This window comes from Micromonospora sp. CA-248089 (assembly GCF_050948515.1).
In the GTDB taxonomy this organism is placed as follows: domain Bacteria; phylum Actinomycetota; class Actinomycetes; order Mycobacteriales; family Micromonosporaceae; genus Micromonospora.
The window spans coordinates 5559625-5579386 of sequence record NZ_CP192016.1 but is presented as its reverse complement, the minus strand read 5'-3'; the positions used below and the strand labels follow the sequence as shown (position 1 = coordinate 5579386).

Annotated in this window: 18 protein-coding genes; 8 read left to right on the top strand and 10 right to left on the bottom strand. The window is 70.9% G+C overall.

Going from position 1 to position 19762, the window contains the following annotated elements:
- Window positions 1–2: 2 nt before the first annotated feature.
- Genes ACQP26_RS26070 through ACQP26_RS26060 form a run of 3 tightly spaced genes read right to left on the bottom strand, consistent with a single transcriptional unit; the run spans window position 3 to window position 1443 of the window.
- Window positions 3–716 carry a SanA/YdcF family protein gene (locus ACQP26_RS26070; RefSeq protein WP_433494243.1) on the bottom strand — a complete coding sequence of 238 codons (714 nt, stop codon included), beginning with the start codon at window positions 714–716 and terminating at the stop codon, window positions 3–5.
- 23 nt (window positions 717–739) lie between these two features.
- Window positions 740–1102 carry a PH domain-containing protein gene (locus ACQP26_RS26065; protein WP_013288454.1) on the bottom strand — a complete coding sequence of 121 codons (363 nt, stop codon included), beginning with the start codon at window positions 1100–1102 and terminating at the stop codon, window positions 740–742.
- Between the two features lie 32 nt (window positions 1103–1134).
- Window positions 1135–1443: a 4a-hydroxytetrahydrobiopterin dehydratase gene (locus tag ACQP26_RS26060; RefSeq protein WP_018784696.1), complete on the bottom strand. Its 309-nt coding sequence runs from the start codon at window positions 1441–1443 to the stop codon at window positions 1135–1137.
- A gap of 184 nt (window positions 1444–1627) precedes the next feature.
- Between ACQP26_RS26060 and ACQP26_RS26055 the strand changes: the two genes are divergently transcribed.
- Window positions 1628–2068: a (deoxy)nucleoside triphosphate pyrophosphohydrolase gene (locus ACQP26_RS26055; protein WP_269704130.1), complete on the top strand. Its 441-nt coding sequence runs from the start codon at window positions 1628–1630 to the stop codon at window positions 2066–2068.
- A gap of 104 nt (window positions 2069–2172) precedes the next feature.
- On the opposite strand, the gene ACQP26_RS26050 is transcribed toward ACQP26_RS26055, so the two are convergent.
- From ACQP26_RS26050 to ACQP26_RS26025, 6 genes are all read right to left on the bottom strand, one after another.
- Window positions 2173–3312 (bottom strand): succinate dehydrogenase/fumarate reductase iron-sulfur subunit, encoded by a 1140-nt coding sequence (locus ACQP26_RS26050; RefSeq protein WP_433494242.1) that lies wholly within the window; start codon window positions 3310–3312, stop codon window positions 2173–2175.
- A gap of 3 nt (window positions 3313–3315) precedes the next feature.
- Window positions 3316–5226, bottom strand: coding sequence for a fumarate reductase/succinate dehydrogenase flavoprotein subunit (locus tag ACQP26_RS26045; protein ID WP_433494241.1), 1911 nt, complete (start codon window positions 5224–5226; stop codon window positions 3316–3318).
- A gap of 10 nt (window positions 5227–5236) precedes the next feature.
- Window positions 5237–6058 (bottom strand): hypothetical protein, encoded by an 822-nt coding sequence (locus ACQP26_RS26040; RefSeq protein WP_269704134.1) that lies wholly within the window; start codon window positions 6056–6058, stop codon window positions 5237–5239.
- Window positions 6059–6285: 227 nt separating this feature from the next.
- Window positions 6286–7689 carry a metallopeptidase TldD-related protein gene (locus tag ACQP26_RS26035; RefSeq protein ID WP_433494240.1) on the bottom strand — a complete coding sequence of 468 codons (1404 nt, stop codon included), beginning with the start codon at window positions 7687–7689 and terminating at the stop codon, window positions 6286–6288.
- Window positions 7686–9122 carry a TldD/PmbA family protein gene (locus ACQP26_RS26030; RefSeq protein WP_433494239.1) on the bottom strand — a complete coding sequence of 479 codons (1437 nt, stop codon included), beginning with the start codon at window positions 9120–9122 and terminating at the stop codon, window positions 7686–7688. The genes ACQP26_RS26035 and ACQP26_RS26030 overlap by 4 nt, the downstream gene beginning before the upstream one ends.
- A gap of 67 nt (window positions 9123–9189) precedes the next feature.
- A complete protein-coding gene (locus ACQP26_RS26025) occupies window positions 9190–9738 on the bottom strand; it encodes a Uma2 family endonuclease (RefSeq protein ID WP_433494238.1) in 549 nt (182 codons plus the stop codon).
- Between the two features lie 240 nt (window positions 9739–9978).
- Between ACQP26_RS26025 and ACQP26_RS26020 the strand changes: the two genes are divergently transcribed.
- The 5 genes from ACQP26_RS26020 (at window position 9979) to ACQP26_RS26000 (ending at window position 16026) form a co-directional block, all read left to right on the top strand.
- Window positions 9979–11082: an ABC transporter ATP-binding protein gene (locus tag ACQP26_RS26020; RefSeq protein ID WP_433494237.1), complete on the top strand. Its 1104-nt coding sequence runs from the start codon at window positions 9979–9981 to the stop codon at window positions 11080–11082.
- Window positions 11079–12173, top strand: coding sequence for an ABC transporter ATP-binding protein (locus ACQP26_RS26015; protein ID WP_433494236.1), 1095 nt, complete (start codon window positions 11079–11081; stop codon window positions 12171–12173). The genes ACQP26_RS26020 and ACQP26_RS26015 overlap by 4 nt, the downstream gene beginning before the upstream one ends.
- Window positions 12170–13177, top strand: a complete 1008-nt coding sequence (locus ACQP26_RS26010) for an ABC transporter permease (protein ID WP_269704141.1) — start codon at window positions 12170–12172, stop codon at window positions 13175–13177. The genes ACQP26_RS26015 and ACQP26_RS26010 overlap by 4 nt, the downstream gene beginning before the upstream one ends.
- Before the next feature lie 11 nt (window positions 13178–13188).
- Window positions 13189–14175 carry an ABC transporter permease gene (locus ACQP26_RS26005; protein WP_269704143.1) on the top strand — a complete coding sequence of 329 codons (987 nt, stop codon included), beginning with the start codon at window positions 13189–13191 and terminating at the stop codon, window positions 14173–14175.
- 108 nt (window positions 14176–14283) lie between these two features.
- Window positions 14284–16026, top strand: a complete 1743-nt coding sequence (locus ACQP26_RS26000; RefSeq protein ID WP_269704144.1) for an ABC transporter substrate-binding protein — start codon at window positions 14284–14286, stop codon at window positions 16024–16026.
- 87 nt (window positions 16027–16113) lie between these two features.
- Here the strand turns inward: ACQP26_RS26000 and ACQP26_RS25995 are convergent, their stop codons facing one another.
- On the bottom strand, window positions 16114–18258 hold the full coding sequence (locus ACQP26_RS25995) for a prolyl oligopeptidase family serine peptidase (protein WP_433494235.1): 2145 nt from the start codon (window positions 18256–18258) through the stop codon (window positions 16114–16116).
- A gap of 85 nt (window positions 18259–18343) precedes the next feature.
- Here ACQP26_RS25995 and mshB point away from each other — a divergent pair, with 85 nt between their 5' ends.
- Both mshB and ACQP26_RS25985 read left to right on the top strand, forming a co-directional pair.
- Complete coding sequence (gene mshB / locus ACQP26_RS25990) at window positions 18344–19267, top strand: N-acetyl-1-D-myo-inositol-2-amino-2-deoxy-alpha-D-glucopyranoside deacetylase (protein WP_433494234.1); 924 nt, start codon at window positions 18344–18346, stop codon at window positions 19265–19267.
- A gap of 17 nt (window positions 19268–19284) precedes the next feature.
- Entirely contained in the window at window positions 19285–19758 is a 474-nt protein-coding gene (locus tag ACQP26_RS25985) for a hypothetical protein (protein ID WP_269704147.1), read from the top strand.
- Window positions 19759–19762: the final 4 nt, after the last annotated feature.

The following is a 19762-nucleotide window of genomic DNA, read 5'->3' as shown; positions in this document are numbered from 1 at the left end:
GATTACGCCCGCAGCGCGTCGTCCACAGCGGTCTCCCGGCGGCCGAGGTGCACCGGATCCCGCCCGGTCAGCACGTCCACGGCGGCCTTGACGCACGCCCCGTACTCCCGGGTGGAGCTGATCCGCCACTGGCCGCCGTACCGGCGGGCGGTGGCGTCGCCGACGCCGACGGTGTCGATGCCCGCGTCCCGGCAGAGTGCCACCGCGCGCGGCAGGTGGAACGACTGGGTGACCACAGTGGCCCGCCGGACCCCGAAGACGCGGTGCGCGCGGACGCACGAGTCGTACGTGTCGAACCCGGCGTGGTCGAGCACCGTCCTGTCCGCCGGGACGCCCCGGTCGACGAGCCAGCGCCGCATCGCGTCCGGCTCGTCGTAGTCCCAGTTCATGTGGTCACCGGAGAGCAGCAGCACCTTGACCTTGCCGGCGGCGTACAACTGGCGGGCGATCTCCAGCCGGGCGGCGAGGAACGGCGCCGGCGTGCCGTCCGGGTTCACCTTGGTGCCCAGCACGAGGGCCACCGGCGTCTCCGGCGCGTCCGCGGCGTCGAACAGGCGGCCCTCGGCGGCGTCGCGGACCCAGACCGCGCTGGCGGCCGTGGCGGCGCCCAGCAGCACCACGGCGGCGGTGGCGAGCACCAGGAGGCGGCGGACCAGGCGTACGGCGCGCGGACGGTCGCTCCGCCAGGCCCGCCATCGCGCCGTCAGCCGTCGCATGGCGGCGATTGTGCCAGGGCGGGTCAGGAGATGTGGTGCAGGATCACGTTGTGCACGTGGTGGCTCTTCTGTGCGCCCCGGAACTCGACCTCGTAGGTGTGCGTGCCGACGTGCACGGCGATCGAACCGGTGGAGAAGAACGAACCACCCCAGGACTTGTTGCTCACCACGCTCACGCTGGTGATCTTCGAGTAGGGGATGCTGGTGATCGCGTACCGCTTGCCGACGAAGGAGCGGTCCTGGATGATCACCCGCCGGTCGGTCAGGCCGATGAAGCCGGTGCCGGTGCCCACCGCGTCGTAGACGGCGATGATCTGCTCACCGGGCAGCAGCCCGCTCTGGATCTGCTGGAACTGTTCCTTGCGGTCGTACGTGGGGCCAGACATGCACCCGAGGGTAGGCGGGGCGTGCCAGTGGGTCAGGGTTCGGTGACCGCGCGGACCGCGTCCTCGATGCGCGCCGCGAGCAGCACCTCACCCTCGGTGAGTGGCTCGCCGTCGCCGTGGCCCAGCCGGATCTGGGTACGATCGGCCCGGCGGCTGATCTCCGGGCGCAGCCGCAGCGCGTCGGCCACGACCGCGACCCGCTCGGTGAGCGCGGCGTGCTGGGTGTCGTCGAGGACGATCGTGCGGCGGATCTGTTCGCCCTCGCGCGTCCATCCCGACAGCAGGGCCAGGGCGTCGCTGAGGTAGTCGTGCTTCGCACGGCCGCTGAACAGCACGCGCATCACCGCACCTCCCAGGCGTCGTTGCCGGCTTGTGGCCAAATCGTCGCCATCCCGTGTCCCAGTCGACGCCCTCTAGTCTCTCGCCACTCAGATGGTGTGTCCACGCCCACACTTCCGTGTTCTGTTGACCTGACGGACGACGCAGCTACCCAAACCGCCGATTGATCTGGCACGCTGGTGGCCCGTGCGGACCGAACGGGTTAGCGGAAGCGGGCAGACCGACCGGCGGGAGCCGAGGGTGGTCGTCGGGGCGGCGATCATCGAGGGCGGCCGGGTGCTGGCGTGCGAGCGCTCCGCGCCCCCCGAGGTGGCGGGGCGCTGGGAGTTCCCGGGCGGAAAGGTCGAGCCGGGCGAGGCCGAGACCGACGCGCTGGCCCGGGAGTGCGTCGAGGAACTCGGCGTACGGGTGGCGATCGGCGCGCGCGTCGGCCGGGACGTACGGATGGCGCACGGCCGATCCGTGCTGCGCGTCTACGCCGCCCGCCTGCTGCACGGCGACGAGCCGAAGGCCTTGGAGCACGCCGACCTGCGCTGGCTCTCCGCCGCCGACCTGGACAGCGTCGACTGGCTGCCGGCCGACGTGCCGATCGTGGCCGCGCTGCGCCCGCTGCTCGACACCCCCTGAGCGACCGCGGCGCGAGCCGGGCCGTCCGGTGAACCGGACAGCCGGGCAGAAACGGGACGAGGGCCCGCGGCGCGTGCCGCTGGCCCCCGTCGTCGTGCTGCTGTTCAGTGCTTCGGCTCGTCCTGCTGCGGGTGAGCGAAGTTGAGGTGCTCGGGCGGCAGCGGGAACGTCACGTCGTCGCCGAACGGCGACGGCGCGGCGGCCTTGTTGAACGTCAGTTCGGTCAGCGGCAGCTTGCCGTTGGCGTCCACCGCCGGGGCGGTCGGGTGCGGCACCTCGCGGTGCCAGTTGACGCCCTGCTGGGCCTGGCGCTCCGCGGCGCTGTCGTGCGAGCCGCCCGCGTGCGAGTGCACCCCGCCGGCGTGCGAACCGCCGCCGTGCGCGTGCGCCCCGCTCTGCGCCCCTCCGGACGTGACGGCACCGCTCGAATGCCCGCTGGTCGCGCTGGTCTGAGGCACCTGACCCCTCCGGAAGATCTTGTTACCGAGCCACACAAGGGGATCGTACCTGCGGTCGACGACCCGTTCCTTCATGGGGATGATCCCGTTGTCGGTGATCTTGATGTGCTCGGGGCAGACCTCGGTGCAGCACTTGGTGATGTTGCAGAATCCGAGTCCCATGTCCGACTGCGCGTACTCCCGGCGGTCGGTCCGCGCGTCGAGCGGATGCATGTCCAGCTCGGCCGCCCGGATGAAGAACCGGGGACCGGAGAACGCCGGCTTGTTCTCGTCGTGGTCACGGATCACGTGGCAGACGTTCTGGCACAGGAAGCACTCGATGCACTTGCGGAACTCCTGCGAGCGCTCGACGTCGACCTGCTGCATCCGGTAGTCGCCGGGCGCCACGTCGGCCGGCGGCGCGAACGCCGGGGTCTCCCGGGCCTTCTCGTAGTTGAACGAGACGTCGGTGACCAGGTCCCGGATCACCGGGAACGTGCGCAGCGGGGTGACCGTGACGGTCTCCGACTCCTCGAACGTCGACATCCGGGTCATGCAGCCCAGCCGCGGCTTGCCGTTGATCTCCATCGAGCAGGAGCCGCACTTGCCGGCCTTGCAGTTCCACCGGCACGCGAGGTCCGGCGCCTCGGTGGCCTGGAGCCGGTGGATCACGTCGAGGACCACCTCGCCCTCGTTCACCTCGACCGTGTAGTCCTTCAGGTCGCCGCCGGTCTCGTCGCCCCGCCAGATGCGGAACTGGCGTTTCGCGCCCGGCTTGCCGGTCGCCTGCTGCGGATCGGTTCCCATTCCTCAGCGCTCCTGTTCGGTGAGGGCGTCGAACTCGGCGAGTTCCTCGTCGGTCAGGTACTTGGCCAGCTCGGCCCGGTCGAACAGCCCGATCAGCTCCGGCCGCATCTTCGGCAGCGGCTTGTGGGTCAGCCGGACCGCGTCCCCGTCCAGCGAGCAGACCAGGTTGACGCTGCGCCACTTCGGGTCCATCGCCGGGTAGTCCTCCCGGGTGTGCCCGCCGCGCGACTCCTGCCGCTCCAGCGCCGCCATCGCGGTGCACTCCGAGACCACGAGCATGTTGCGCAGGTCCAGCGCCAGGTGCCAGCCCGGGTTGTAGCGCCGGCCGCCGACCGCGCTGACCTTCGCCACCCGCTCCCGCAGCTCGGCCAGCCTGCGCATGGCGTCCGCGAGTTCACCCTCGCGCCGGATGATCCCGACCAGGTCGCCCATGACCGCCTGGAGGTCCTGCTGGAGCTGGTACGGGCTCTCACCGGTGTCGCGCTGCAGCGGCGCGAGCGCCGTCTCCACGGCGGCCTCGACCGCCGCCACCGACACCGCCGGGCGGGTGGTGAGCTGATCGGTGTACGTGGCCGCGTGCCCGCCCGCGCGCTTGCCGAACACCAGCAGGTCGGACAGGGAGTTGCCGCCGAGCCGGTTGGAGCCGTGCATGCCGCCGGACACCTCACCGGCGGCGTAGAGCCCGCGTACCGTGCCGTACGCCGCGCCGGAGTCCGGGTCCACCTCGACGCCGCCCATCACGTAGTGACAGGTCGGGCCGACCTCCATCGGCTCCTTGGTGATGTCGACGTCGGCCAGCTCCTTGAACTGGTGGTACATCGACGGGAGGCGGCGGCGGATCTCGTCGGCCGACTTACGGGAGGCGATGTCCAGGTAGACGCCGCCGGCAGGCGTACCCCGGCCTTCCTTGACCTCGCTGTTGATCGCGCGGGCGACCTCGTCGCGGGGCAGCAGCTCCGGCGGACGCCGGTTGTTGTCCGGGTCGGTGTACCAGCGGTCCGCCTCCTCCTCGGTCTCCGCGTACTGCTTGCGGAACACGTCGGGGACGTAGTCGAACATGAACCGCTTGCCCTCGGAGTTCTTCAGCACGCCGCCGTCGCCGCGTACCGACTCGGTGACCAGGATGCCCTTCACCGAGGGCGGCCAGACCATTCCGGTCGGGTGGAACTGGAGGAACTCCATGTTGATCAGCGTGGCCCCGGCGCGCAGCGCCAGCGCGTGGCCGTCGCCGGTGTACTCCCACGAGTTCGAGGTGACCTTGTAGGACCGTCCGACGCCGCCGGTGGCGAGCACCACCGCGGGCGCCTCGAACAGGACGAACTCGCCGGACTCGCGGTAGTAGCCGAACGCCCCGGCGACGCGGTCCCCGTCGAGCAGCAGCTCGGTGATCGTGGTCTCGGAGAAGACCCGGATCCGCGCGTCGTAGCTGCCGAACTCCTGCTTGTCCTCCTGCTGGAGCGAGACGATCTTCTGCTGGAGCGTACGGATCAGCTCCAGGCCGGTCCGGTCGCCGACGTGCGCCAGGCGCGGGTACTCGTGACCGCCGAAGTTGCGCTGCGAGATCTTCCCGTCCTTGGTGCGGTCGAACAGCGCGCCGTACGTCTCCAGCTCCCAGATCCGCTGCGGCGCCTCCTTGGCGTGCAGCTCGGCCATCCGGAAGTTGTTGAGGAACTTGCCGCCGCGCATGGTGTCCCGGAAGTGCACCTGCCAGTTGTCGCGCGAGTTCACGTTGCCCATCGCGGCCGCGGCGCCGCCCTCGGCCATCACCGTGTGCGCCTTGCCGAACAGCGACTTCGAGATGATCGCGGTCTTCTTGCCGGCCAGCCGGGCCTCGATCGCCGCGCGCAGGCCGGCGCCACCGGCCCCGATCACGACGACGTCGTAGTGGTGTCGTTCGATTCGCGTCTCAGTCATGTCCAGGCTCTCAGTTGATGAACCGCAGGTCGTTGATCCAGCCGGCGGCGACCGCCATCACGTAGAAGTCGGTGAGCGCCAGGGTGCCCAGGGTGATCCAGGCGAGCTGCATGTGCCGGACGTTCAACCAGGACACCCCGGTCCACGCCTTGTAGCGCATCGGGTGCTTGGAGAAGTGCTTGAGCCGCCCGCCGATGATGTGCCGGCAGGAGTGGCAGGAGATCGTGTACGCCCACAGCATCACCACGTTGCCGAGCAGGATGATGTTGCCCAGGCCGAAGCCGAAGCCCTCGGGGGAGTGGAAGGCCAGGATCGCGTCCCAGGTGTTGATCAGCGAGATGATCGCCGCGGCGTAGAAGAAGTAGCGGTGCAGGTTCTGCCCGAGCAGCGGGAACCGCGTCTCGCCGCTGTACGACTGGTGCCCGTCCGGCACCGCGCAGGCCGGCGGCGACAGCCAGAACGACCGGTAGTACGCCTTGCGGTAGTAGTAGCAGGTCAGGCGGAACAGCAGCAGGAACGGCAGGGTGAGCGCCGCGTCCGGGATGATCCACCAGCCGGGCAGGAACTGGCCGAAGTGCGAGGAGCCCTCGACACAACGGTCGGTGACGCAGGGGGAGTAGAACGGCGTCAGGTAGTGGTACTGCTCCACCCAGTACCACTTGTGCATGAAGACCCGGACCGTCGCGTAGATGACCCAGGCGCTGAGCCCCACCACGGTGATCAGCGGCGCGAGCCACCATCTGTCGGTCCGCAACGTCTTCGCCGCGATGGCGGCGCGTGCCCGCCCTCCCCGCGGCTGCGGTCTCGGCGTCCTGGCCGACGTAGTTGTCATTCGAGTCATCTCCCTGACGTCACTGTCACGTCCTGCGCACGCGCGAGGCCACACCGGCGAACCGGTGCGGCTAAGTGACACACGTTACGCCGATCTTCACGGCCCGGCCGCGCAACGCAGTGTCCCGTGTGTCCCGCAGCTTGGAAAGAGTCAGTTCATGATCAATGTGGCGGGTCGGTCGAACGGTGCGCCGACCGGTGGCGTGACGCGCCGGGCGGCGCACCGGGTCACCCGGACGCGCCGCCGGTGAAGTGCCAGGAGGACAGGCGCAGCGCGGGTGCCTCGTACCAGGAACCGTCGACGCGGCCCGGCTGACGCACCGCCGCCCGGCCCAGGCCGAGCACCCGGCCCGGACCCAGCGCACGGGGGTACGACTCGGTGAACCGGAAGTCGCGCACCGCCCGGGTCGGCACGCCGTCCTCGACCAGCCACACCCCGTTGCGGGTCAACCCGGTGACCACGAGCTGCTTCGGGTCCAGCACGCGGGTGTACCAGAAGTCGCTCACCAGCAGCCCGCGCCGCATCCCGGCCACCAGTGCGGCGGTGTCCGGGTCGCCCACCGCCCCGGTCACGCCCGCGCTCACCGGCCCGGCGGCCGACTCCACACCGGCGTGGACACCTGCCGCCAGCAGGCGGATGTTGTGCGGGATCGGGCCGAACGTCGCGCTGCCCGGCATGCCGTGCCCGGTCGACAGGGTGCCCGCCTCGGCGCCACCGCGCCTGTCGTACGCCAACGACCCGGTGGTGCCGCCCTCCACCAGCGGCAACGCCCGCCGCGGCGTGCCCTCCAGATCGAACGGCAGCGTACTGGTGTGCAGCGGGTCGTCCACCAGCGTCACCGCCGGGTCGAACTGCGCCGTACCCGGCTCGGCGAAGGACTGCCGCTCGGCGTACCGCTTGCCGTTGAAGCCGTACCAGGCCAGGTTCTGCAGCAGGTCGGCGACCGCCGCCGGTTCGAGCACCACCTCGTAGTGCCCGGGCGGCAGCTCGACGGGGTCGGCCGCGGCGCGCGCCTTCGCCGCCGCGCGGGCACCCAGCGCCGCGCCGTCGAGATCGGCCAGCCGGTCGGCGCCGAGCCGCGCGACCCCGTCGGCGCCGCCGGCCCGGGCGATGCCGTCCATCGCCGCCTCGGCCGCCCGGCCCACGGCGGTGTGCCCGGCCGAGCTGGCGAACGCCCCCGACCGGTACGCGGTGCGGCAGTAGCCCGCCGCCTCCAGCCCGTCGACCGCGTCCACGAACGCGCGTACCCGCTCGGCCCGCTCGTCGGGTGAGGCGAACGCCGTCGCCTCGTCGACGGCCGGGCCCGACGGCACGGGCACCGGTGCGGTCAGCCCCGGCCAGGCCGGGTCGGGCGGCGCGAGCCGGGCCGCCGCCCGGGCCCGCTCGACCAGGGCGGCCAGCCCGTCGGCCTCGACCCGGCTGCCGCTGCCGGTCGCGGTCCGCCCGTCCACGTGCAACCGCAGGTGTACGGAGACGCCGGTCTCGGACACGTTCTGGTGGATGAACGAGTTGGCGAACCGGGTCAGCGCCAGGTCGGAGCGGGTCACCAGCACCTCGGCCTCGGCGCCCGGACCGGCCGTACGCCGGACCAGGTCCACCACCCCGGCGGCGATCTCCAGCTCGGCGCTCATGCCCGCACTCCCACCCGGACGCCGCGGAACCGGGCCGGCGCGGCCGGGTGACCGGTGTGCCCGACCTGACCCGGCTGCCCCTTCCCGCAGTTGGGCGTGCCCCACGCGACCGTCTCCGAGGAGAGCATGTCCATCGAGCGCCAGAAGACCGGCCCGATGCCGGTGTAGGTCGGGTTGCGCAGCATCCGCCCCCGGCGGCCCTTCTTGACCTCCCAGCCGACCTCGCAGCCGAACTGGAAGTTGAGCCGCTTGTCGTCGATCGACCAGGACCGGTTGATGTCCATCAGCACCCCGTCGTCGGTCGCCTCGATGATCTCGTCGAGCGTGTGCGGGCCGGGTTCCAGGCCCACGTTCGTCATCCGCACCATCGGCAGCCGGGCCCAGCCGTCGGCCCGCACGCTGCCGCCGTAGTCCAGGCCGGCGGCGGCGGCCGAGTCACGGCCGGCGAGCACCCCGACCCACCGCCCCTCGCGGACCGCGTCCCGGGCGACCGCCGGCGAGCCCTCGTCGTCGTAGCCGAAGCTGCCCAGCGCGCCCGGGATGGTCGGGTCGATGGTCACGTTCATCAGCTCCGAGCCGTAGCGCAGCGAACCGAGGCGGGCCAGGTCGAGCCAGGAGGTGCCGGCGAACGCCGCCTCCCAGCCGAGGATGCGGTCCAGCTCGATGGCGTGCCCGACCGACTCGTGAATCTGGAGCGCGAGCTGCTCGCCGCCGAGGATCAGGTCGGTCTCGCCGGCCGGGCAGGGCGGCGCGGTGAGCAGTTCGCGGGACTCCTCGGCGATCCGGGCGGCGTGCGCGGCCAGGTCGAGTGAGGTGACCAGCTCCCAGCCGGTGGTGCCGTACTGCCCGCGGTAGCTCGGGTAGGACCGCCGCTGGGTCTCGCCGGCACCGATCGAGGTGGCCGAGATGCCGCCGCCGCACTCCCGGATGCGCTGGTCGATCCGGTGGCCCTCGCTGGAGACGAACCACTTCGAGGTGTCCCAGATCTGGTAGAGCCCTTCGGCCAGGTCGGCGCCGTGCTCGCGCATCGTCGCGGTGGCGCGGACCAGCAGGTCGCCCTTGTCCGACAGCGGCACCCCGAGCGGGTCGACGACGCAGTCCGAGGCCCAGCTCGCCACCGTCGCCTCGACCGGCACCAGGTCGATCGGCGGGCCGGGAACCCGCGCGCTCGCGGTGGCGATCGCCGCGGCGCGCCGGCCGGCGTCGCGGGCCGCCGCGTCGGACAGATCGGGTACGGCGTGGAAGCCCCACCCCGATCCGACGAGCGCGCGTACGCCCAGCCCGATGCTCTCGTCCTGGCTCAGCTCCTCAATGTCGCCGTTGCGTGCCGACATCGACTCGTAGCGGCGGTGCATAACGCGGGCGTCGGCGTAGCGGGCGCCCGCGTCGAGAGCGGCCTGGACGGCGGCGGTCGCCGCGTCGAACTCGCTCATGCTGGCACTCCGTTGCCCTGCTGACGCTCGCTCATGCGCCGACCCTAGGCGAGCGCACCGACATCCGTCAGGCGAGCAGATCCTCAGGCCGGATCGTCGCGTGGACCGGATCCGTCAGCTCCAGTACCTCGCCGGCCTTCGTGACGGACCGCTCGACGTAGTGCGCTCCTTGCCGCTGGTAAAGGTGCATCGTCAGGGTTTCCTGGTCGACAAGGAGATACCACTCGATGCCGGCGGCAGCATAGTAGTGCATCTTGAGCACTTTGTCCGTGGCGGCGTTGCTCGGGGAGATGATCTCGCAGACCAGCCGGACGCTGCTCGCCTCGATAACGGGAACCCGGAGATCAACGTCGTCGACAATGGCGAGGTCGGGGATCGGTATCCGGCCCGGCCTGAGTCGGACGTTCACCGCTTCCAGTACGCGAAGCCCGGCTTGGCGCACTGGTGCCCGGAGTGTGGCCCGCAGCTCACCGGAGATGTTCTGGTGCAGCGGGGTGGGACCTGGAGTCACGTAGAGGCTCCCGTCGAAGAATTCGACGCGTTCCTGCGTCTCGCCGAGGGCGAGGTACTCCTCTTCGGTCCACGGGCCGTCGTGGCCGAACACCGCCGCGGTCATGGTCACCTCCACCTCGTGCTGGTGAGAATCCTTCCCTGATCGCCACGACCATCGTCGCACGACGGGTGCGACGACGAGGCGGCGACGCCCAATCGCGGCTGTGGATGTCCCAGGTGAGGGGCGTGCGGACGGGAGACCGAGTCGTTACGCTCGGACCGCTGACAGACCGCTCGATGTAGCTTATTTTCGCCTCTGGGGATTTCCTGTAGGTTCTCTTCATCACCGAAGGGGAGGCGGTCAATGGGCAGGTCGGAGGCGGTGCCGTCCGGGGAGCCGGACCGCCCGGAGGTGCCGGAGCAGCGCTCCGGCGACGGGCCCTATCTCCAGGTCAGGGACCTGCGGGTGCGGTTCGACACCGAGGACGGTGTGGTGCGGGCGGTGGACGGGGTGTCGTTCGCGGTGGAGCGGGGTCGCACGTTGGGGATCGTGGGGGAGTCCGGTTCCGGTAAGAGCGTCACGTCGCTGGCGATTCTCGGTTTGCACAACGCGAAGCGCACGGCCATCTCGGGGGAGATCTGGGTGGGTGGGCGTCAGCTGGTGGGGTTGGGTGAGGAGGAGGTGCGGCGGCTGCGGGGCCGGGACATGGCGATGATCTTTCAGGATCCGTTGTCGGCGTTGCATCCGTACTACTCGGTGGGTAGGCAGATCGCGGAGGCGTACCGGGTGCATCACCCGAGGGCCGGGAAGCGGGAGGCGCGCAGCCGGGCGGTGGACATGCTGGGGCGGGTGGGGATTCCGCAGCCGGCGAGGCGGTTCGAGCAGTTTCCGCACGAGTTCTCCGGTGGGATGCGGCAGCGGGCGATGATCGCGATGGCGCTTGTGAACGACCCGGATCTGCTGATCGCCGACGAGCCGACGACGGCGTTGGATGTGACGGTGCAGGCGCAGATCTTGGATCTGCTGGCGGATCTGCAGGAGGAGTTCCGGTCGGCGATCGTGTTGATCACCCACGATCTGGGTGTGGTGTCGCAGGTGGCTGATGACGTGTTGGTGATGTATGCGGGTCGGGCGGTGGAGCACGGGAGTGTGGAGCGGGTGTTGCGGGCGCCGCAGCATCCGTACACGTGGGGGTTGTTGTCGAGTGTGCCGTCGTTGCACGGCGACGCGGACGCGGACCTGCTGCCGATCCCCGGCAACCCGCCCAGTCTGATCAACCTGCCGTCGGGGTGCGCGTTTCATCCGCGTTGCCGGTGGGCCGGGGTGAACGGCGACCGGTCCCGCGCGGAGGTACCGGAGCTGGGCACCGCTGGTGCGCCGGGTCATCTGGCGGCGTGTCATCTGCCGGTAGCGGCGCGGGAGCGCATCTACCGCGACGAGGTCGCACAGGTGGGGGTGGCCCGATGAACGGTGTGGCGAACGGGCAGGTGCCGGTGGTGGGCGTCTCGGGGGCGGGAAGCGACGCGGGCGGCGCGGCCCGGCTCGCGGCGGAGCCGCTGCTGTCGGTGCGCGGTCTGACGAAGCACTTCCCGGTGCGGCAGGGCCTGCGTGCCACGGGTGCGGTGCGGGCGGTCGACGGGTTGGACTTCGACGTGCGCCCCGGCGAGACCCTCGGCCTGGTGGGGGAGTCGGGCTGTGGGAAGACCACGACCGGGCGGATGCTCGTGCGCCTGCTGGAGCCGACCGCCGGGTCGATCGCGTTCGCGGGGCGGGACATCACGCATGCGAAACGTGGTGAGTTGCGCGGGTTGCGGCAGGACCTGCAGATCATCTTCCAGGACCCGTACGCGTCGTTGAACCCCCGGCACACCGTCGGGCGGATCGTGGCGATGCCGTTGCAGGTCAACCGGATCACCCCACCCGGCGGCGTCAAACACCGCGTCCAGGAACTCCTCGAACTCGTCGGGTTGAACCCGGAGCACTACAACCGGTACCCGCACGAGTTCTCCGGCGGGCAACGCCAACGCATCGGCATCGCCCGCGCCCTCGCCCTGAAACCGAAACTCATCGTCGCCGACGAACCCGTCTCCGCGCTGGACGTATCCATCCAGGCGCAGGTCATCAACCTGCTACGCAGCCTGCAACGCGACCTGGACCTGGCGTTCGTGTTCATCGCCCACGACCTCGCCGTCATCCGCCACTTCTGCCACCGCGTCGCCGTCATGTACCTCGGAAAAATCGTCGAGATCGGCGACCGCGACACCATCTACACCCGGCCCCAGCACCCCTACACCAGGGCCCTGCTGTCCGCCATCCCCGACGTCACCACCCTCGGACCCGCCGGCCGCATCCGCCTCACCGGCGACGTCCCGACCCCGCTGAACCCGCCATCGGGCTGCCGCTTCCGCACCCGCTGCTGGAAAGCCACCGACCACTGCGCCACCGAAGAACCGGCGCTGACCACGCGGGACGGCGGCGGGCAGCTCACCGCCTGCCACTACCCGGAGAGCGGACCGGTCGGCGTGCCGACCGGCGAACCCGTGGAGGTGTCGAAATGAGCCTGTCGCCGGTCGAGGGCGTCGCGCTCGCCGAGATCGAGTCCCCCGGTGAGGGCGACGAAAGCGGTAAGAAGGAGTTCGTCGGCCGGTCACCCGGCCAGCTCGCCCTCGCGCGGCTCAAGCGGGACCGCACCGCGCTGATCAGCGGCGGTCTGCTGGTGTTCTTCGTCCTCGTCGCGCTCGCGGTGCCGCTCATCGAGGCGCTGTACGGGGTGGGACCGAAGGAACAGTTCCAGAACCGCCTCGACGGCTACGGCATGCCGCTGGGCTACGCCGGTGGGGTGACCGGGGAGCACTGGTTCGGGCTGGAGCCCGGCCTCGGCCGGGACATCTTCATCCGGATGGTGCACGGGCTGCGGACGTCGCTGTTCATCGCGTTCGCCGCCGCCGTGCTGACCGCGGTGATCGGCGTGACGCTCGGAACGCTCGCCGGCTACCTGGGCGGCTGGCTGGACACCGTGATCAACTGGATCACCGACCTGACCCTGGCCATGCCGTTCCTGATCATCGCGCTGGCCCTGATGCCGACCGTCGCGCTGCGCTTCTACGGCCAGCGCGAGGCCGTGCCGGCGTACTTCCAGATCGGTGTGCTCATCGCGATCTTCGCCCTGTTCGGCTGGACCGGGACGGCCCGGCTGGTCCGGGGCCAGATCATCGCGCTGCGGGAGCGCGAGTTCGTGGAGGCGGCGCGGGCCAGCGGCGCCGGTCTCGGGCACATGCTGTTCCGCCAGTTGCTGCCGAACGCCTGGGCACCGATCCTGGTCGCCTTCTCGCTGGCGGTGCCGCAGTACATCACCAGCGAGGCCGCGTTGTCGTTCATCGGCGTCGGCCTCACCGACGAGACGCCGAGCTTCGGCCGCATGATCTACCGCAGCCTCGACTACCTGCAGACCGACCCGGCGTACGTCTTCTTCCCGGGCATCACCATCTTCGCGCTCGTGTTCGCCTTCAACCTCTTCGGTGACGCGCTGCGCGACGCGCTCGACCCGAAGTCGTCCCGGTAGGAGGCCGGTCCATGACGCGATTCCTCATCCGCCGGCTGCTGTCCGCCGCGCTCACGCTGTTCGCGGTGAGCGTGCTCAGCTTCCTGATGTTCTTCGCGCTGCCGCGCGACCCGGTCACCGGCATGTGCCCGAAGAACTGCAACCCGGAGCGACTGGAGCGAGTCCGCCAGGAGCTGGGCCTGCGGGACCCGCTGATCAGCCAGTACGCCGGCTACATGAAGGGCATCTTCACCGGCCGGGACCTGGGCAGCGCCCAGGGCGGTCGGTGCGACGCCCCCTGCCTCGGCTGGTCGTACGTGTCGAACGAGGCGGTCTCGGACACCATCGCCCGGGTGCTGCCGGTGACGCTGAGCATCGTCATCCCGGCCGCCATCCTGTGGCTGCTGCTCGGCGTCGGCCTGGGCATGCTCTCGGCGCTGCGCCGGGGCAGTTGGCTGGACCGGGCCGCGATCGGCTTCTCGCTGACCGGCGCCTCGTTGCAGCTCTACTTCGTCGGCGCGGTGCTGCTCATCGTCTTCGTCTACAACCTGCGCCTGCTGCCGGTGCCGAGCTACACCTCGCTGTTCGAGAACCCGCTGAAATGGACGAGCGGGCTGGTCCTGGCCTGGGTGGCGCTGGCGTTCCTCTTCTCCGCGATCTACGCGCGACTGTCCCGGGCGCAGATGCTGGAGACACTGTCGGAGGACTTCGTCCGGACCGCGCGGGCGAAGGGCCTGGCCAAACGCAAGGTGTACGGCCGGCACGCGCTGCGCGCCGCGATCACACCGGTGGTGACGATCGCCGGTCTGGACGTGGGCGGGGCGCTGGGCGGCACGGTGATCACCGAGACGACCTTCGGTCTGAACGGTATGGGGCGTACCGCTGTCGACGCGGTCCGCTCGGGGGACCTGCCGACGATCATGGCGACCGTGCTGATCGCGGCGGTCTTCGTGGTGCTGGCGAACGTGGTCGTGGACCTGCTCTACGCGGTGATCGACCCGCGGGTACGGCTCGGCTGAACCGCGACGAAATTTATCGACAACTGTTACCCAAGTTGTAGTTTTTCTTCTTTACGATCCTCGGGACGTCGGCGGATGCGCTCGGCGCACGGGTGGAGGAGGTAGGACATGCGACCACGCGCAGCGGCCGCCGCTGGCGGTGCCATCGCACTGGTTGTGGCACTCGGTGCCTGCTCGGAGAACACGGGCGAGGGCACCAAGGTGGACACCAACCGGCAGCAGACAGGGGTCATCGCGACCGACCCGAAGGACTCGCAGGGGCCGGCCGCCGAGATCGACGGCGCGGCCAAGGGCGGGACGTTCACCATCATCCGGGAGACCCCCATCTCCCACCTGGACCCGCAGCGGACGTACTCGTTCGCCGGCCTGATGGCCAACCCGCTCTTCGCCCGCTACCTGACCACCTGGAAGGACGACGGCAAGGGTGGCCTGGTCCTCGTGGGTGACCTGGCCGAGACCCCGGGCAAGAACGTCAACAACGACTGCAAGGTCTGGGAATTCACGATCAAGGACGGGGTGAAGTTCGAGGACGGGAGCCCGATCACCTCCAAGGAGATCGCCTACGGCATCGCCCGCTCCTTCGACCCGGACCTCACCGGCGGCCCCACCTACATCCAGGAGTGGCTGGCCGACACCGCGCAGTACGACACCAAGTGGGACTTCAAGAAGAACAAGACGTCGCTGCCGCCGGGCCTGACCACGCCGGACGACAAGACGCTGCGCTTCGAGTTCGCCAAGCCCCGCTGCGACCTGCCGTTCGCGGTCTCGCTGCCCACCACGGCGCCGCTCAAGCCGGAGAAGGACACCGGGGTCAACCTCGACCAGAAGCCCTTCTCGTCCGGCCCGTACAAGATCGCCAAGAACCAGGTCGGGGTCCAGCTCACGCTCGACCGCAACCCCAACTGGGACGCGAAGACCGACCCGGTGCGGCACCAGTACCCGGACCAGTTCGTGTGGAGCTTCGGGCCGACCGCCGACGCCGCGAACAACCGGGTGATCGCGGACAACGGCGCCGACCAGAGCGCGCTGGCGTTCAACTCGGTGCCCGCCTCGCTCGTGGCCAAGGTGGCCGGTGACCCGGCGCTGAAGTCCCGGACGCTGCTGTCCCCGACCCCGAGCGCCAACCAGCTCGTGATCAACACCCAGCGGGTCAAGGACCTGAAGATCCGCCAGGCGCTGAACTACGCGATCGACCGTGAGGGCCTGGTCAAGGCGCTCGGTGGCCAGACCGTCGCGCAGCCGATCACCACGCTGATGCCGCCGTCGACCATCGGCTACAAGGCGTACGACGCGTACCCGGCGGGCGCCAACGGCAACGTGGAGAAGGCCAAGGAGCTGCTCGGCGGCCAGACGCCGGAGCTGGTGCTCGGTGTCGCCGACAACACGACCGAGCAGGCGGAGGCGGTCCAGCTCAAGGGCAACCTGGAGCGCGCCGGCTTCAAGATCACCGTCCGGAACATCCCGGACGACGCGAAGCTGGACGAGGTCAAGAAGAAGAACAACCCCTGGGACCTGTACATCGGCAACTGGGCGGCGGACTGGCCCAGCGGCGCGTCGATCCTGCCGGTGCTCTACGACGGCCGGACCATCAAGGCCGAGGGCAACAGCAACCAGTCGTACTTCAACGACGACGCGATCAACGCCGAGATGGACCGGATCCTGGCGCTGCCGCCGTCCGAGCAGGGCCCGGAGTGGGGCAAGCTCGATGAGCGGATCATGAAGGAGCACGCGCCGGTGGTGCCGCTCTACGTGGACGTGGCGTACAACGTGCACGGGTCCAAGGCGGGCGGGGTGTTCATCTCCTCCGTGTTCGGCTACCCGAACTTCGTCAACGCGTACGTCAAGCAGTAGCCGTAGGCGAAGGAAGGGCCCCTTGTTAACGCGCGGCGTTAATAGGGGGCCCTTCCTCTACCGCAGGCGTTAATAAGGGGCCCTTCCTTATAAGTAGCGGCGGAGGAAGTCGAGCTCCAGCCGGAGCAGGCGCTCGGACACCCCGCCGGCGGCCAGGTGGCTCGCGCCGGTCAGCGGCAGCACCGCGTGCGGGCGGCCGGTGGACAGCAACGCCGCGGACAGCCGTAGCGTGTGCGCGGCCAGCACGTTGTCGTCGGCCAGGCCGTGCACCAACAGCATCGGCCGGGCCTGCGCCGGGTCACCGAGCGGCTCGGCGGCCAGCTCGATCAGCGAGTGGTGGGCGTAGATGTCCATCCCGTCATCGGGCATGCCGAGGTAGCGCTCGCTGTACGCGGTGTCGTACAGCGCCCAGTCGGTGACCGGCGCGCCCACGATCGCGCACTTGAACAGCTCCGGGTGACGCAGCACCGCGAGCCCGGCCAGCCAGCCGCCGAACGACCAGCCGCGTACCGCCACCCGTTCCAGGTCCAGATCCGGGTGCTTGTCGGCGAGCGCGGTGAGTGCGTCCACCTGGTCGGTGAGGATCACGTCGGCGACCCGGCGGTGGATCGCCTTCTCGAACGACGGCGCGATGCCCGGGGTGCCCCGGTTGTCGATGGTGACCACCGCGAAGCCCTGCTCGGCCCACCACTGCCGTTCCAGCCAGGCACCGCGGGCCGCCACCACCTCCTGATGGCCGGGCCCGCCGTAGACGTCCAGCAGCACCGGCAGCCGGGTGCCCTTGACGTGCTCGGCCGGGTAGAGCACCGCGCTCGGCAGCCGCCTGTCGGTCACCCGGACCATCGTCGGCCGCGGCGCGTACGAGCTGGTGGCGGCGAACGAGCGCAGCTCACCCACCTCGCGGTCGCCGTGCCACACCCGCCAGCGGACCCCGGCGTGCTCCAGCGACGCGATGCCCACCGCCAGTGTGGACCCGCCGATCGAGGCGGTGTGCCAGCCGGGGTCGCTGCCCATCCGGCGGGCGTCCATGCCGCCGCCGATGGTGGTCCGCACCCGGTAGAGGTGGCGCTGGCTCGGCTCGCCCTCGCTCGCCTCCACCAGCAGGTCCGCCGCCGCGTTCGGGCCGTTCGGCAGCCGCCCGACGACCCGCCGCACGTACAGCGAGGGCGGGGTGAGCAGCGTGCCGTCGGCGAACAGGCAGCGGGCGTCGTACCCGTCGTGGGCCAGTTCGCCGCCGACCAGCACCCGCCCGTCGGGCAGGTGTGCCGGGGTGCCGGGGATGGGCTCCACCCAGCGCGGGTCGGCCAGCTCGGCGTGCACCTGCGTCTCCCCGGTGCGCGGGTCCACCGCGAGCACCAGGCCGTGCTGCTGCGAACGGCGCAGCACGGTGATCAGCGGCCCGCCCTCGGTCCAGTCGACGGAACTCAGGTACGGATAGGTCTCGCGGTCCCAGTGCACGTCGACCCAGCCGCCGTCGAGGTCGAGCAGGTGCAGGCTGACCTCCGCGTTCGGGCCACCCGCGACGGGGTACGCCAGCGACGTCGGCGGGCTCGCCGGGTCGGCCGGGTCGTGCAGGTACCAGCGTTCCAGCCGGGACTCGTCGACCCGGGCGGCCAGCACGCTGCGCCCGTCCGGCGCCCACCAGTAGCCGCGGTAGCGGTCGAACTCCTCGGCGGCGATGTGCTCGGCCAGCCCCCAGGTCACGCCGCTGTCCTCACCGGCGAGCAGGTTGTCCGTGCCGTCCGGCTCGACCACCCGCAGCTGGCCCCGGCGCACCCCTTCGGCGGCGTCGGTGACGTACGCGAGCCGTTCGCCGGCCGGGTCGGGGCGCGGGTCGATCACCGGCCCGACGGCGGCCACCTCGACCACGTCGCCGTGCACCAGGTCGGCCCGGAACAGCCGCCCGGCCAGCGCGAACGCGGCGACCCGGCCGGCCGCGTCCAGCGCGTACGAGCCGATGCCGCCGGAGCTGAGCCGCAGCCGCTCGCGCAGCGCCCGCTCACCCGCGGACAGGCGGGCCGGATCGGCGTCCGCGCCCAGCAGCACCGCTGGATCGGCGACCAGGCGTTCCTCGCCGCTGTCGATGTCGAGCAGCCAGAGCGCGTCGGCCGGGTCCTCCGGTCCCGCGGAGCGCAGGAAGACGACCCGGGAGCCGTCGCCGGAGACGGTGACGGCGCGCGGCGCCCCGTGGCTGAACCGACGGGTACGGGCGGCCAGCTCGGGAAAGTCCACGCCTGCAGCGTAGGCGGGCGCCGGAGGTGATGTGGCCGACCTGGGCGGACGCATCACCGCCGAGCGGGCAGGACCGCCGGTTAGAGTGACGGGCGTGACGACGCTGCCCGACCGACGCCTCCTGCTGGTCCACGCGCACCCCGACGACGAGTCGATCGGCACCGGCGCGACGATGGCGCACTACGCCGCCACCGGCGCCCACGTCACGCTCGTCACCTGCACGCTGGGCGAGGAGGGCGAGATCCACGTACCGGCGCTGGCCCAGCTCTGCGCGGCCGAGGCGGACCAGCTCGGCGGCTACCGGATCGGCGAGCTGGCCGACGCCTGCGCCGCGCTCGGCGTCACCGACCACCGGTTCCTCGGCGGCGCGGGCCGCTACCGCGACTCGGGCATGATGGGCATGGCCACCAACGAGCACCCGCGGGCGTTCTGGCAGGCCGACCTGGACGTCGCCGCCGGTCACCTGCTGGAGGTCATCCGCGAGGTCCGTCCCCAGGTGCTCGTCACGTACGACCCGAACGGCTTCTACGGTCACCCGGACCACATCCAGGCGCACCGGGTGGCGATGCGCGGCGTGGAGCTGGCCGCGGCCGAGGGGATCGCCCCGGCGAAGGTCTACTGGACGGCCATGCCGCGCAGCGTGCTCGACGCCGGGCTGGAGACGTTCACCGAGTCGTCGGACAACCCGTTCGCCGGCATCGAGAGCGCCGACGAGCTGCCGTTCGGCACGCCGGACGCGGAGATCGCCGCCCGGATCGACGGCACCGACCAGCACGCCGCCAAGGAGGCGGCGATGCGCGCCCACGCCACCCAGATCCCGGCGAACTCCTGGCTCTACTCGATCGCCGGCAACTTCGGCGGCGAGTTCATGGGCGTCGAGTACTTCACGCTCGCGGTCGGCGAGAAGGGGCCGGGCCACGGCCCGTACGGCTGGGAGGACGACCTCTTCGCCGGGATCGCCCTGGACACGCCGGAGCGCTCCCCGGTCGCGGCGGCCGGTCTCCGGTGACGCTGCCGGCCGTACCCGTGTCGACACTTGCCGAGCAGCCGCCCGAGGCCGCGCCGCCGAGCCGGGCGGAGCGGGCGCTGGATCGCGCGCTGCGGGTGACCGGCGGAGTGGTGACGGTCTGGGCCGGCGTCCTGCTCGCGCTGCTCGAACTGATCGTCGCGACCTGGGCCTGGAGTGTCGTGCAAGGGCTCTCCGGCGCGGCGCAGGCACTGGTCGGGATCGGGGCGGCGGTCGTCGGGGTTCCCGCCGTGGTGGCGGCGACGGTGCTGCTGGGCTCGTACGCGCACCGGTCGACAGGAGGCCGGTGGGCGATCGTGCTGGCCGCGCTGCCGTGGTTCGTGGTGATCGTGGCGGGTGGTGTCCGTACCGTCGAGGGTGATCTCGGGCTGGTCGGCGACAACGTGCTCGGCCTCGCGCTGATCGTGACCGGGGCGGTCACGTTCGCGGTGGTGGGATTCCGGCACCTGGTGACGCCGCCGCCTGGCCGGTGAGGTG